The following is a 14,076-nucleotide window of genomic DNA, read 5'->3' as shown; positions in this document are numbered from 1 at the left end:
CCATGCAGACGAGAGGAGCAAACATGGACCCACACGGCATGCCGCTGGCGGGCGGGACGATGGATCCCTTGATGCGCAGGCTGGACCTGACCTCCCTGCGGCTCTTCGTCGATGCCTGTGAAACGCGCAGCATCGCGGCGGCGGCCGCGCGGGCCTGCATCGTGCCGTCCGCCGTCAGCCGCCGGATCTCGGACCTGGAAAAGTCGGTGGGCGTGCCGCTGCTCTACCGTTCGCCGCGCGGGATAACGCCCACCGCGGCCGGCGAGACCGTGCTGCGGTATGCCTCGGCCGCGCTGGCGGAACTGCAGCACATGGGCACGGCGCTGGAGCGCTTCGTTTCCGGCCTGCAGGGCACGGTGCGCGTCGTCGCCAATATCTCTTCTATCGACCAGTACCTGCCCGAGGATCTCGCGGCCTTCTCGCAGACCTATCCGGACGTCAGCATCGAACTGGAGGAAAAGCGCGGCGGAGAAATCCTCAAGTGCGTGGAAGACGGCACCGCGGATCTCGGCATCGGCAATGACTGGTACCTGGGCGAAGCCGCCGCGGTCAGCCGGCCTTATCGGGAAGACAGCCTGGTCGCCATCTTTCCCCGTACGCATCCCATGGCGCGGCGGCACACGCTGCGGTTTGCCGACGTGCTGGACGAACCGCTGATCGGGCTGCACGCGGAAAGCGCCTACAACGCCAAGCTGGCACAACAGGCCGCGCTGATCGGCAAGGAAATACACATGAAGGTCCGCGTCAACAGCTTCGACGCGCTGTGCCGCATGGTCCACGCGGGCCTGGGCATTTCCTTCGTGCTCAAGCAGCTGGCCGATATGTACGCGGACATCCTGAATATCGCCGCGGTGCCGCTCTCGGACGCCTGGGCGAACAAGCGCATCCTGATTGCCTACCGGTCCGAGGACACCCTGTCGGCATCGGCGCGCACGCTGCTGGAGTTCCTGACGCGGCAGTTCCTGACGCGCCAGGCGAATGACGGCCGCTAGGGCTTGTTAACTCGCGTTAACAGCCCCTAGGCCGGTTTACAGTTCGGTCGGCGCCCCCGCCGCCTTGCCCTGCCCCGCTTCCAGCATATTGATGCGCGCTTCCAGCTGGCTCACCTGAGCAGCCAATTGGTCAGCCCGGGCAAGGGTGCGCGCGAGCAGGTCGGCCTGCACGTCGAATTCCTCGCGGGTCACCAGGTCCAGACGCGAAAATCCCTGCGCCATCATGGCCCGCACATTGCGCTCCAGGTCCGCGGCGGGACTGCGCGCGATGAGATCGGAAATGTTCTTCTGCAGGTCTTCCATCCATTGCGTGGCGTTCATGGCTTCCTCACACCGAAACTTCGACAGCTCCCAGTGTAGAGCGTTGCGCTGCATGGCGCGAATGACGCCAGCCGGGCAGACCGCCGCGCCGGCAAAAAAAGGGACGTAGGGGCGCCCCTTGCCGCACCCGGAAATGCACCAGGATCGCGCACGCCGCCCGGCGGCGCGCACCGCATCGGTGCCCGCCGGCCCGGCTCGCGACCTCGTACGGCGGCGCAGGCTCCGCAGCCCAGCAAGCAAATATGGCATCGATTTTGCTTTAACCGCAGGGCCAAGGTGCAACCATGAAAGGAACCCGCCATGAAACTCATCATCGCCATCATCAAGCCGTTCAAGCTCGACGAGGTGCGTGTGGCTTTGTCCGGTATCGGTGTCCAGGGACTGACGGTGACGGAAGTCAAGGGCTTCGGCCGGCAGAAGGGCCACACCGAACTCTATCGCGGCGCTGAATATGCCGTGGACTTCCTACCCAAGCTGCGCGTGGAAGCCGCCGTGCCGGACAGCCTGGTCGAACAGGCCATCGAGACCATCGAACACGCGGCACGTACCGGCAAGATCGGCGACGGCAAGATTTTTGTCGCCGCGCTGGAACAGGTCATACGCATTCGTACGGGCGAAGCCGGCGAAGCGGCATTGTGAACACCAATAAAGACGCTACTGGAGCCATAACAAATGGATAAAGCAGATATCTCGTGGATGCTGGTCTCGACACTGCTGGTGTTGATGATGGCAGTGCCGGGCCTCGCCCTCTTCTACGGCGGACTGGTACGAAGCAAGAACGTATTGTCGGTGCTGATGCAGGTCATGGGCACCTTCGTCGTCGGCCTGGTGTTGTGGTTCATCTACGGCTATTCGCTTGCCTTCACCGAGGGCAATGCCTTCATCGGTGGCTTCTCCCGCGTCTTCTTTTCCGGCATGTTCTCGCCGGCCGACGGCAAGTACGCCATGACGGGATCGCTGACGGAGCTTCTGTTCGCGTCCTTCCAGGCGACGTTCGCCGGCATCACCTGCGCGCTCATCGTGGGCAGCTTCGCCGAACGCGCGCGCTTTTCCGCGGTGCTGTTGTTCACCGTCATCTGGTTCACCTTCGCCTACGTACCCATCGCGCACATGGTGTGGTTCGCCTCGCCCACCGCGCCCGGCCTGATGAACGCCAAGGGCGCCCTGGACTTCGCGGGCGGCACGGTGGTGCACATTAACGCCGGTATCGCCGGCCTGGTCGGTGCCTATGTCATCGGCAAGCGCGTCGGCTACGGCCGCGAGGCCATGCAGCCGCACAACCTGCCCATGGTCATGATCGGCGCCTCGCTGCTGTGGACGGGCTGGTTCGGCTTCAATGCGGGCTCGGCGCTGATGTCCAACGAGCAGGCCACGCTTGCTTTCTTCAACACCATGATCGCCACCGCGGCCGCCGTGCTGTCCTGGCTGTTCACGGAATGGGCGCTCAAGGGCAAGCCGTCCATGCTGGGCGCGGCCTCGGGCGCGGTTGCCGGCCTGGTGGCGATCACCCCCGCGGCGGGCTTGGTCGGCATGGTCGGTGCGTTCATCATCGGCATCGTCGGCGGCACCCTCTGCGTGTGGGGCGTGAACGGCTTGAAGCGTATGCTCAAGGCCGATGACGCGCTGGACGTCTTCGGCGTGCACGGCCTGGGCGGCATCACCGGCGCCCTGCTGACCGGCGTGTTCAACGCCCAGGTGCTGGGCGGCCCCGGCCTGAAGACCGCCGGTGAAATCGGCGGCCAGCTGTGGGTGCAATTCGAAGGCGTCGTGCTGACGCTCGTATGGTCCGGCGTGGTCGCCTGGATCGCCTACAAGATCGCCGACATGGTCTGCGGGCTGCGCGTGCCGGAAGACATCGAACGCGAAGGACTGGACACCACCTGCCACGGCGAATCCGCGTATCACAGCTGATACGTCCACCTGCCGTGTCCACGAGCGCCCGCAAGGGCGCTTTTTTGTTGTTTCATGATTTGTACACGCCCGCGTCCGGCCGCGCGGTACAGTTGCCATCCAGCCTCCCGGCTTCGTCGCCTGTCCATGCCCGCCGCCCCGATCATCACGCCGTTCCTCCATGGCCAGCACGCGTTCACCGCCTTGCGAACGCTGCTTGGCGTCGTCCTGCCCGCTGGTTGTGCGCTGGCCCTGTACGGCAACATGGAGGTGGCCATCGGCCTGGCGCTGGGCGCCTTCTGCGTCTCCCTGGCCGACATCCCGGAGGCCCTCCCCCGCAAACCCAGGCGCATGTTGGCGGCCACGCTGGTGCTGGCCTGCGCGGCGGCGTCGATCGCGCTGGTCATGCACCATCCGCTGGCCATGTGGCTGGTGCTGCTGGCCGTCGCGTTTTGCGCAGGCTTGGCCGTGGCGTATGGTCCGGCCGGCACGCTGATCGGCATATGCGCGTTGATCGGGGTGGATCTCATGCTGGCGCAGCACGATGCGGGGGGCGCGCCATGGCCTTTCCTGGGCTGGATGGTGGGCGGTGGCCTCTGGTATGCCGCCTTCGCCACGGCGGTATGCGCGCTGTTCCCGCGCCAGATCGCCAAACGCGCGGTCGGCGAATCACTGATGGCGGCCGCCGCGCACCTGCGGCGGCGCGCCGACTGTTTCGTCCCGGGGATTCCCCTGGATCAATGCCACCGCCATCTCGCCGAGGCGCAATCCGCGGTGATCGACGCGCAGAAGGTCGCGCGGGATGTCGTGCTGCGCGAACTGGCCGCCAGCCGCCGCCATGACCCGCGCCAGGCCCGGCTGTTCGCCATGCTCGTCGGCGCGATCGACATCCACGATGTCTCGCTGGCCCTGCATGGCGATTTCACGACGCTGCGCGGCGGCGGCGCGCAAAGCCAGGGGGCACGCCAGGTCCACGATACGATCCGCGAGATGGCGCAATGGATCGAGGACCTGGTACCCCGTTACGTCCTGGGTAGGCCCGTCGGGCCGCCGGTCGCCGCCCGCCTGGATGACGGCGGACTCGATACCGGGCCGGCGCAGGCCTTCAAGGCGCGACTCGCCGTGCTGGCCGACACGCTGGCCGGGCTGGCCAGCGTAGCCAATGCGGGTGCCGGCAAGCGGGGAGCGCCGCCTGCGGCGCCAGCCGCCTCGTGGCCGTCCGACATCCCGCTTGCCGTGCAGGCCTGGAACCGCGCAGGCAAATGGCTGATGCCATGGCAAGCGCTGCGCGGCTCGCCCGATGCGCTGCGCTACGCCATGCGCCTGAGCGCCGCCATTGCCGTGGGAACCCTCGTCGCAAAATGGATAGGCGGCCACGGCACATGGGTGATCCTGACCATCATGATCGTGATGAGCCCCACGTTCGGCGCCAGCCAGCAGCGCAGCCGCCAGCGCATCGCCGGCACGCTGCTGGGCTGCCTGGCCGCGGCGGTGCTTCTGTGGTGCGGCGTACAGGCGCCATGGCTGCTCGCTACCTTGATCGTCATCTGCTACGGCGTCTGCTTCGCGCTGGCCCGGCCGGCAAGCTATCCCGCCAGCGTTTTCTTCGGCACGATCGCCGTGCTGCTGCTTTACCACTTGCTGGTGCCCGGCTGGTCCATGATCGAGCAGCGCGGCGTGGATACCTTCATCGGCGGCGTCATCGGCGCCCTGGGCGCCTTCGTGCTGCCCGCATGGGAACACCAGGGTCTGGATGCCAGGCTCGCCGCGGCCCGGCAAGCCTGCCGCGCCTACGCCGCCGCGGTGTTCGCGGACGACTTCGAGATGTCGCGCTATCGCCTGGCCCGCCGCGACGCCCTGGGCGCCGTCCGCACACTGGCGGCGTCGCATCAGCGCATGGCGCAGGAACCGCCGGCCAAGCGGCGTTTCACCGCGGAGATCGGCATGTGGCTGGCCGCGTGCAATCTGATGATCGCCGCCGTGGCCGCGCTGGCCCAATGGCGCCGCTCACAGGGCGGCGCGCCCCTGCCCGCCGCTTGCCGCGATGGCGCGGCGCTGGCGGACCGGACGCTGGGCGGTGACACCTTCACCGATGCGGCGCATGACGGCGCCGCATCGCCGCGCGTATCGGACGGCACCCCCTCGGCCCCGCCCGCGCCCGCCTTCGCGTCCTTGGTCAGCGCCACGCGATCGATGCAGCGCGCCGACAGGCGACTGGCGGCGGCGCTGCGACGGACGACACCCGGCGCGGGGCGCCCTTGCCCGTCGCGCCAGGCGCCTCACTGAGGTACCCTCCTGGGCGCGCCGCCTTCGGGCGGCCGCGCGGCCGCGCGGCGGCGCTCATGCCGCATCGACCGCCTGCAGCACCTTGCCGAAGAAGGCATCGGCGTATGTGGAATTCAGCCAGCGCACCACGACCACCATGCGCCGCTCCGGCTCCATCCAGGTAAAGGAGCTGCCGGCACCCACGCCGAAGAAGCTCGACGCCGGCACGCTGGGAAATACCCGCCGTTCGTGGTTCAGCCAGATCAGGAAACCGTAGTAAGGCGCGATGGCGCAAGGCGTGCGCATGGCCTGTATCCATTCCGCCGACAGCACCTGCCTGCCATTCGCCCGGCCGCCGTCCAGCAGCATGCGGCCGATGAGCGCCTGGTCCACGCTGCTGATCGACATCCCGCCGCCCCAGTGTGAGCCGCCGGGCACCGACTGCATGCGCTGGCCGTCGATGTCGACCCAGGCATTGTCATAGCCCACCCACTGCCAGTCCTCGCTGGCGCCGACAGGGCGCGTAATGGCTTCGCGGAACAGCTCGGGCAAGGGCCGGCGAAACAGGTGCAGCAAGGCGAACGACAGTTGGTTGATGCGTACGTCGTTGTACTCCCAGTACGTGCCCGGCTCGCGCAGCGGCCGCGCATCGCCCTTCTTGCCGCCCGGCGGATCGCCGAAGGTGACGGCGCGATAGCGGTCCACCTGGTCCGGAACGCCGAAGCGCTCCCCTTCCCACTCGCTGGTCTGCTGCAGGAGCTGGCGCCACGTAATCCGGGCGTTCCGCCCTTCGTCGAAGCCGATGCCCGGCACGCGCGCACGCACCGGCTCATCCACGTCCGGCAGCAGGCCCCGGTCATGCGCCACACCGGCCAGCAGCGCGAGGTACATCTTGGCCACGCTGAACGTCAGGTCCGCCCGCCGCGGTTCGCCCCACGACGCCACGGTCCTGCCGTCCACGACCACCGTGCCCGAGACCGGCCCGCGGTCGTGCACCGGCCCGAGCAGCCGGTTCCAGGGCGGCGGATCGTTCTGATGTACCCCCCAGACGCCGTCGACCGTACGGTCCCATGCGGATTCGTGTTCTTCGGCGAATTGAATGGCGTTTTGCATGAGCGCGTTGGTCATGGAGATATCCGCGGGATGATGGAGGCAGCGTGGGCGCCGGAGCCCTGTTCAGGGAAAACATGGATGGGGCTGGCGTACGCTCTGTTATACAAAGTCACTCTATCCCATACTCCGGGCACGGTGATTTAGGGCATTCCCCATGCTCAGGCGCATGGAAGGCGGCCCCTCCCGGGACATGCAGCAACGAAATCGATACACGCAGCACCGCGGCATCTTGCCGCAACCGTTCGTGATCCTGATAGGAGCCAATATGGCCGCTCGTCGCGCTGTTCCGGTTGTCCTGCCGTCCGCCCTGTCCATTGCGTCGCTCGTCCGTGCCGTGGCCGCGGTCGCTGCCGCCATCGCGCTGTGCGTGGCAGCGCCGGCCTGGGCTGCCAAGCAGGACGATACGCTGCGCATGGCCTACGACCAGGCACCGGAAAGCGTCGATCCGTATTTCAACAACGTCCGCATCGGCGTCATCATCGCGGCCAACGTCTGGGACACCCTGCTCTACCGCGATCCGCTCACCAACGAGTACAAGGGTCAGCTCGCCGAAAGCTGGAAGCAGATCGACGACAAGACGCTGGAATTCAAGCTGCGCAAGGACGTCCGTTTCCACAACGGCGAACATTTCGATGCCGATTCGGTGGTCTACACGCTGAACTTCGTCGCGGACCCGAAGAACAAGGCCACGACGCAGCAGAACGTGCAGTGGATAGACCACGTCGAAAAGATCGACCCGTACACGGTGCGCATCCATACCAAGGAGCCCTTTCCGGCCGCGAAGGAATACCTGTCCACGACCGTCGCGATCCATCCCGCCAAGTACTACCAGGAAGTCGGCCCGGCCGGCATGAATGCCAAGCCGGTGGGATCGGGGCCGTACAAGGTGACCGACTACCAGCCCGGCAAATCCATCACGCTGGAGCGCAACGCCGACTACTTCAAGGATTCTCCCAAGCGCCAGCCCCGAATCGGCAAGGTGGTGATCCGCTTCATCCCCGATCGCCAGACCCAGGTGGCGGAAGTGATGTCGGGCCAGGAAGACTTCATCATGAGCGTGCCCAAGGACCAGGCGGAGCAGCTTGCCGGCGTGCCCAACCTGCAGGTGGTCAGCGGCAACACCATGCGCATCGTGTTCATGCAGATGAACTCCTTGCCGAATACGCCGGCGCCGCAACTGAAGGACGAGCGCGTCCGCAAGGCGATCAACCACGCCATCGATCGCGAATCCATCATCAAGAACATCGTCGGCGGAGACGCGAAGATCCTGAACACCATCTGCACGCCATCGCAGGTAGGCTGCACGGACAAGGGAGCGACCGTCTACAACTACGATCCGGCACAGGCCAGGAAGCTGCTGGCAGAGGCCGGCTATCCCAACGGCTTCGACATCGACATCGTGGCGTATCGCGAACGCAACCAGACCGAGGCAATCATCAACTACCTGCGCGCGGTAGGCATCCGCGCCAAGCTGAACTTCCTGCAATACGCCGCGATGCGCGAAATGATCCGCGCCGGCAAGGCGTCGCTGACGCACCAGACCTGGGGCTCGAACCTGGTGAACGATGTGTCGGCATCGACGCCCGTCTACTACGCCTTCGGCTCGGACGACGTCAACCGCGATCCGCAAGTCAAGGAATTGCTGGACGAAGGCGACCGCACCATCGACCCGCAGAAGCGCGACGATATTTACCAGAAGGCGCTGGACCTGATCTCGGCTCACGCCTATGCCGTCCCGCTATGGTCGCTACCGGTCTACTACGTCGCCGGCCAGGACGTGAACTTCAAGCCCTATCCGGACGAACTCGTCCGTTTCTGGGAGATGAGCTGGAAATAGCACCGCCGCCGCCCCGCGCGGCGGCAACGACAGGGATGCCGCGACAGGCGGTCGCGGAGTGCACGGCGCGCGCGGCCGACCCGCGATCCGCCGGATTTGGGGAGACGAGATGCTGGGGTTCACGATCCGCCGGCTGGGACTGGCCATACTGGTGGCGCTGACGGTTTCCATCCTGGCCTTCATGCTGCTGCACCTGTCCGGCGATCCCGCCGTCGCGCTGGCCGGCGAAGGCGCGCGCCAAGCCGACATCGACATGATCCGCAAGGCCTACGGCCTGGACCGGCCCATCGCGGTGCAGTACATGAGCTGGCTGTGGGATGTCCTGCGGGGGCACTTCGGTACGTCGGTGTATTTCAAGACCGACGCCGGGCCGCTCATCCTGTCCAAGTTGAAGACCACGCTGCTGCTGGGCTTGTACTCGCTCGGCGTGGCCTTGCTGATCTCGGTACCCTTCGGCGTGCTGGCCGCGTTGTACAAGCACAGCGTGGTCGACCGCCTCTGCCTGGCCCTGGCGGTCCTGGGCCAGGCACTGCCGAACTTCTTCTTCGCGCTGCTGCTGATCATGCTGTTCTCGCTGACGCTGCGCGTGCTGCCGGTATCGGGCAGCGGCACCTGGAAGCACTTCGTCATGCCCGCCATCGCGCTGGGCTATTACGTGGCGCCGGCGTTCATGCGGCTCATCCGCGCGGGCATGATAGAAGTCCTGGGCGCGGACTACATCCGCACCGCGCGCGCCAAGGGCCTGCCGGCCGGCAAGGTCATTTTCAAGCACGCGCTGCGCAATGCCATCGTCCCGGTCGTGGCGCTGGCGGCGGTACAGCTGGGCTATCTGCTGGGCGGTTCGGTCGTGATCGAAACCATCTTCGCGCTCGACGGCCTGGGCTACCTGGCCTACCAGAGCATCACGTTCAAGGACTTCCCCGTCATGCAGCTCATCGTGCTGCTGCTGTCCGTCATCTACGTCCTGTTGACGCTGGCGGCCGACATCGCCAACGCGTGGCTGGATCCACGCATCCGGGTGTCCTGACCATGGCCACGCCCACGCTCCATGTGGTTGCGCAAGTCCCGCCCACGGCGGTCGACCCGGCCGGCACCTGGCCGGGGTGGCGGCGCCTCCGCCGCAACACCGCCCTGCTGACCGGCGGCGGCATCCTGCTGGCCATCGTGCTGGTCGCGCTGTTGGCCCCCTGGCTGGCGCCGCACGATCCCTACGCGCAAAACCTGGCAGCGCGCAACATCCCGCCGGTGTGGTACGCCAAGGGTTCGTGGCTGCATCCCTTCGGTACCGACCCGCTGGGCCGCGACTACCTGTCGCGCCTGTTCTTCGGCGCGCGCATCTCGCTGCTGATCGGCGTGTGCGTGGCCGGCATATCGGGGCTGATCGGAACGGCCCTCGGCATGGCGGCCGGCTACTTCGGCGGCAAGACGGACATGGCGGTGTCCTTCCTGATCTCGACCCGCCTGGCCATGCCGGTGATCCTGGTGGCGCTGGCCACGGTGGCGCTCCTGGGCGGCTCCCTGTGGGTCATCATCGTGGTGCTGGGCCTGCTCAAATGGGACCGCTTCGCCGTGGTCATGCGCAGCGCCACGCAGCAGGTACGCGCCCTCGAATACGTGGCCGCGGCCCAGGCGGCCGGCGCCTCCACCTGGCGCATCGTGCGCGGCGAAGTCCTGCCCAATGTCATTCCCCACCTCATCGTCATTGCCACCCTGGAAGCGGCCAGCGCCATCATGCTGGAAGCCGCGCTGTCCTTCCTGGGCCTGGGCGTGCAACCGCCCACGCCGTCCTGGGGGCTGATGATCTCCGAAGCCAAGGCCTATATGTTTTTTTCATTCTGGCTGATCGCCATCCCCGGCAGTGCGCTCGCGCTGCTGATCTTCGCGATCAACCTGGCGGGCGATGGCCTGCATCAGCTGCTCACGCCGCAGGACCGGGACTGACATGGCGACCCATGGCGATATCGTGCTGGATGTCCAGGGACTGCATGTGGACATCGACACCCCGCGCGGGCCCCTGCACGCGGTACGCGACGTGTCGTTCCAGGTGGCGCGCGGCGACACGCTTTGCCTGGTCGGTGAATCCGGCTGCGGCAAATCCATGACGTCGCTGGCCATCATGGGGCTGCTGCCCAAGACGGCACGCCGCCGCGCGCGACGCCTGGCGGTGCTGGGCCAGGATGTCGCCGCCATGCCCGCCCGCCAGCTGAATGCCTTGCGCGGCAGCAAGATGGCCATGATCTTCCAGGAGCCGATGACTGCCCTCAACCCCGCCTACACGATCGGCGACCAGTTGACGGAACACTACAGGCATCACCGCCGCGCCGACGCCGCCCAGGCCCGCGATCGCGCCGTCGAACTCCTGGAAAAAGTCGGCATCGCCGCGGCCGGCGAACGGCTGGGCCAGTACCCGCACCAGCTATCCGGTGGCCTGCGCCAGCGCGTGATGATTGCCATGGCGCTGATGTGCGGGCCGGAACTGCTCATCGCCGACGAACCCAGCACGGCGCTGGACGTGACCATCCAGGCGCAGATCCTGCGGCTGCTGGCCGACCTGCAGGCCGAGCTGGGCATCGCCATGGTGCTGATCACGCATGACCTCGGGGTGGTGGCGCGCATCGCCCGCAAGGTGGCCGTCATGTATGCCGGACAGATCGTGGAGGAAGGCCCCGTGCAGGCCATCTTCGCGCAACCCGGACACCCCTACACCCAGGGACTGCTCGCCTGTATTCCCGTCCCCGGCCGCACGCCGCCGGGCGAGCCACTGGGCACGATACCGGGCGTCGTGCCCGCCCTGACGGGGGACCTGCACGGCTGCGCCTTCCGCGACCGCTGCCCCTACGCCATGCCCGCCTGCGCCCATCACGTGCCGGTCCGCAAGATCGACCAGCATGCCTGGCGCTGCGTCCTGCAGGCGGAAAGCGCCTTGGTGTCGCCATGAGACCACCCCTGATCCAGGCCCAGGCCGTCACCCGCAGCTTTTCCGTGCAGGCGGGCATCTTCAAGCCCCGGCGCACCCTCCACGCGGTCAACGGCGTCGACCTGTCCGTGCCGCGCGGCGGCGTACTGGGCATCGTCGGCGAATCCGGCTGCGGCAAGTCCACGCTGGCCCGCATGCTGCTGGGATTGATCGCACCCAGCAGCGGCACCATCATGATGGACGGCGAGGATATCCGCGACATGCCACGGCGACGCCTGGCGCGGCGCGTCCAACCGGTGTTCCAGGATCCCTATTCGTCCTTGAATCCGCGCCGCTCCATCGCTTCCATCGTGTCCCTGCCGCTGGAGGTACACGGCGTGGACAATCCGCGACAGCGCAAGGCCATCGATATGCTGGAACGTGTCGGCCTGCCGGCCCGACTTGCGGACAACACGCCCGGCCAATTGTCGGGCGGCCAGCGCCAGCGTGTCGCGATCGCGCGCGCCCTGGTGATGCGGCCGGAAGTCGTCATCTGCGACGAACCCACGTCCGCGCTCGATGTCTCGGTGCAAGCGCAGATCATGAACTTGCTCATGGACCTGCGCAGGGAATTCAACCTGACCTATATCTTCATCAGCCACAACCTGGCCGTGGTCGAACATATCGCGACCGAAGTGGCGGTAATGTACCTGGGAAGAATCGTCGAGTCCGGTCCCGCGGCCCGGATCTTCCGCGAGCCCCGCCACCCGTACACGCAGGCGCTGCTGGCCTCTGTCCTGACGCCGGAACCCGGCCTGGGCATCCCGGACATGGGCTTGGGCCTATCGTTTCCCGACCCGGTCAACCCACCTGCCGGCTGCCCCTTCCATCCTCGTTGCAGCCACGCCATGCCCATCTGCAGGGAGCAGCGGCCGGCGCTGGTGGCGCGAGGACAGGCGTGCGTCGCCTGCCATCTTTATCCCGCTGAGGTGCAGCCATCCGTTGCCGGCGTGCCGGTCCTCAGGGCTGATTGAGTGTCGCCAGATCGACGGGCAGCGCGCGGTTGAGCACCGAGGCCACTTTCACGCGCAGCGCGTTCGAATGCGCACGGCGGACCTCGCGCTTCACATCCAGCAGCTGCTGCGCATGCATGGAGAATTCCGTCAGCCCCAGGCCGAGCAGCAGCCGTGTCAGATTGGCGTCGCCCGCCATTTCGCCGCAGACGGCGACAGGCTTGCCGGCGCGCTCTCCCGCATTGATGGTATGCGCCACCAGCCGCAGCACGGCCGGATGCAGGGGATCGTACAGCGACGCGACCTGGCCGTCGCCGCGGTCGATGGCCAACGTGTACTGGATGAGATCGTTCGTGCCGATGGACAGGAAATCCAGCGCCTGGGCGAAGGGTTCGATGGCGATGGCGATGGCCGGCACCTCCACCATCGCGCCAAGTTCGATGTGGGCCGCATACGGCTGGCCACGTGCATCCAGTTCGCGCCGCGCGGCGTCCAGGGCCAGGCGGGTGGCCTCGACTTCATGCATGTGCGCGATCATGGGAATGAGCACGCGCACCGGCCCGTGCGCGGACGCCCGAAGAATGGCGCGCAGCTGCGTGGCGAACATCTCGGGATGCGCCAGGCAGTAGCGGATCGCGCGCTGCCCCAGGGCCGGATTGGTGGCCACCGTGGCTTCATCGTCCAGCGTCTTGTCGGCGCCGATATCCAGCGTACGGATCGTGACCGGGCGGCCGGCCATGACCTTCACCACCGACGAATACGCCTGGTACTGCTCTTCCTCGCCGGGCAGGCCCGGCCGTCCCATGAACAGGAACTCGCTACGGAACAAGCCGATGCCTTCCGCGCCGGCGGCCAGCGCGGGCTCGGCCTCGTCAGGCAATTCGATATTGGCGTGCAGTACGATGCCTATGCCGTCCAGGGTAATGGCAGGTTCGTCCCGCAGCAGTTCCAGTTCCGCGCGCTCGCTGGCATAGGCGCGCTGACGCTCGCGGAATTCAGCAAGAATCGCCGGCGATGGATTGACGATCACCGCGCCGGTCGCGCCGTCCACCACCAGCATGTCGCCGTCGCGCACCAGTTCCCGCACGTTGCCCAGCGCCACCACGGCGGGCACGCCCATGCTGCGCGCCACGATGGCTGTGTGCGAAGTGGCCCCACCCAGGTCCGTGACGAAAGCCAGGAACCGGCCGCCGCGCAAGCGCAGCATGTCGGCGGGGGAAATATCATGCGCCACCACGACCAGCGGATCGTCGCCGTCCAGCTCGTCGGGATCGCGCAGTCCGGACGTGCCGGCCAGCACGTGCAAAGCCCGCTCGATGACCTGGCGAACGTCCGCGCCACGTTCGCGCAGGTAGTCGTCTTCCATCGCGTCGAACTGCTCGCCCAGCAGCTGGCCCTGCATGGTCAGCGCCCATTCGGCGTTGTAGTGCCGTTCCTTGATCAGCAACAAGGCCTGTTCGGCCAGCAAGGGATCGGCCAGGAGCAGGCGATGGACGTTCAGCATGGCGCCCAGTTCCCGCGGCGCATCGTCCGGCAGCGTGTCGGCCATCTGCAGCAGATCCGCCTGCGCGGCCGTCAAGGCCGCCGTCAGGCGTTCGCACTCTGCCTGCACCTCTTCCGGCGCAATGCGATAGTGCGCGACCTCCAAGGCCGCCGCGCCCATGACGACCGCGCGGCCGATCGCGTAGCCGCGCGCCACACCCTGGCCGTACAGGCAAATGACGCTGTTGGGCTGGTCCGCGTCGCCGT

Annotated in this window: 12 protein-coding genes; 9 read left to right on the top strand and 3 right to left on the bottom strand. The window is 67.0% G+C overall.

What is annotated here, in order from left to right; genetic code table 11:
* The first annotated feature begins 23 nt into the window (after positions 1-23).
* Positions 24-992 carry a LysR family transcriptional regulator gene (locus tag AKI39_RS09225; RefSeq protein WP_158515165.1) on the top strand — a complete coding sequence of 323 codons (969 nt, stop codon included), beginning with the start codon at positions 24-26 and terminating at the stop codon, positions 990-992.
* A gap of 36 nt (positions 993-1,028) precedes the next feature.
* Here AKI39_RS09225 and AKI39_RS09220 read toward each other — a convergent pair whose 3' ends face one another.
* Complete coding sequence (locus AKI39_RS09220) at positions 1,029-1,313, bottom strand: accessory factor UbiK family protein (RefSeq protein ID WP_066634697.1); 285 nt, start codon at positions 1,311-1,313, stop codon at positions 1,029-1,031.
* A gap of 300 nt (positions 1,314-1,613) precedes the next feature.
* On the opposite strand from AKI39_RS09220, the gene AKI39_RS09215 reads away from it, so the two are divergent.
* From AKI39_RS09215 to AKI39_RS09205, 3 genes are all read left to right on the top strand, one after another.
* On the top strand, positions 1,614-1,952 hold the full coding sequence (locus tag AKI39_RS09215) for a P-II family nitrogen regulator (protein ID WP_066634690.1): 339 nt from the start codon (positions 1,614-1,616) through the stop codon (positions 1,950-1,952).
* A 33-nt stretch (positions 1,953-1,985) separates the two neighbouring features.
* A complete protein-coding gene (gene amt, locus AKI39_RS09210) occupies positions 1,986-3,224 on the top strand; it encodes an ammonium transporter (RefSeq protein ID WP_066634685.1) in 1,239 nt (412 codons plus the stop codon).
* A gap of 126 nt (positions 3,225-3,350) precedes the next feature.
* Positions 3,351-5,489 carry an FUSC family protein gene (locus tag AKI39_RS09205; RefSeq protein WP_066634682.1) on the top strand — a complete coding sequence of 713 codons (2,139 nt, stop codon included), beginning with the start codon at positions 3,351-3,353 and terminating at the stop codon, positions 5,487-5,489.
* Between the two features lie 54 nt (positions 5,490-5,543).
* Here the strand turns inward: AKI39_RS09205 and AKI39_RS09200 are convergent, their stop codons facing one another.
* The gene (locus AKI39_RS09200) at positions 5,544-6,596 is read right to left on the bottom strand and encodes a serine hydrolase domain-containing protein (protein ID WP_066634680.1); all 1,053 of its coding nucleotides are present in this window, start codon (positions 6,594-6,596) and stop codon (positions 5,544-5,546) included.
* 250 nt (positions 6,597-6,846) lie between these two features.
* Here AKI39_RS09200 and AKI39_RS09195 point away from each other — a divergent pair, with 250 nt between their 5' ends.
* From AKI39_RS09195 to AKI39_RS09175, 5 genes are all read left to right on the top strand, one after another.
* On the top strand, positions 6,847-8,418 hold the full coding sequence (locus AKI39_RS09195; RefSeq protein WP_066642565.1) for an ABC transporter substrate-binding protein: 1,572 nt from the start codon (positions 6,847-6,849) through the stop codon (positions 8,416-8,418).
* A 109-nt stretch (positions 8,419-8,527) separates the two neighbouring features.
* Complete coding sequence (locus AKI39_RS09190; RefSeq protein ID WP_066634677.1) at positions 8,528-9,445, top strand: ABC transporter permease; 918 nt, start codon at positions 8,528-8,530, stop codon at positions 9,443-9,445.
* Positions 9,446-9,447: 2 nt separating this feature from the next.
* Positions 9,448-10,359 (top strand): ABC transporter permease, encoded by a 912-nt coding sequence (locus AKI39_RS09185; RefSeq protein ID WP_066634676.1) that lies wholly within the window; start codon positions 9,448-9,450, stop codon positions 10,357-10,359.
* A gap of 1 nt (position 10,360) precedes the next feature.
* A complete protein-coding gene (locus AKI39_RS09180; protein WP_066634675.1) occupies positions 10,361-11,356 on the top strand; it encodes an ABC transporter ATP-binding protein in 996 nt (331 codons plus the stop codon).
* A complete protein-coding gene (locus AKI39_RS09175; protein ID WP_066634674.1) occupies positions 11,353-12,348 on the top strand; it encodes an ABC transporter ATP-binding protein in 996 nt (331 codons plus the stop codon). Before AKI39_RS09180 ends, AKI39_RS09175 begins: the two co-directional genes overlap by 4 nt.
* On the opposite strand, the gene ptsP is transcribed toward AKI39_RS09175, so the two are convergent.
* Positions 12,335-14,026, bottom strand: a complete 1,692-nt coding sequence (gene ptsP / locus AKI39_RS09170; protein WP_066642563.1) for a phosphoenolpyruvate--protein phosphotransferase — start codon at positions 14,024-14,026, stop codon at positions 12,335-12,337. The genes AKI39_RS09175 and ptsP overlap by 14 nt on opposite strands.
* Between the last annotated feature and the right edge of the window lie 50 nt (positions 14,027-14,076).

The sequence above is a fragment of the Bordetella sp. H567 genome (assembly GCF_001704295.1).
Lineage (GTDB): Bacteria > Pseudomonadota > Gammaproteobacteria > Burkholderiales > Burkholderiaceae_B > Bordetella_C.
The sequence above is the reverse complement of the archived record's forward strand: the minus strand, read 5'-3'. Positions and strand labels throughout refer to the sequence as shown.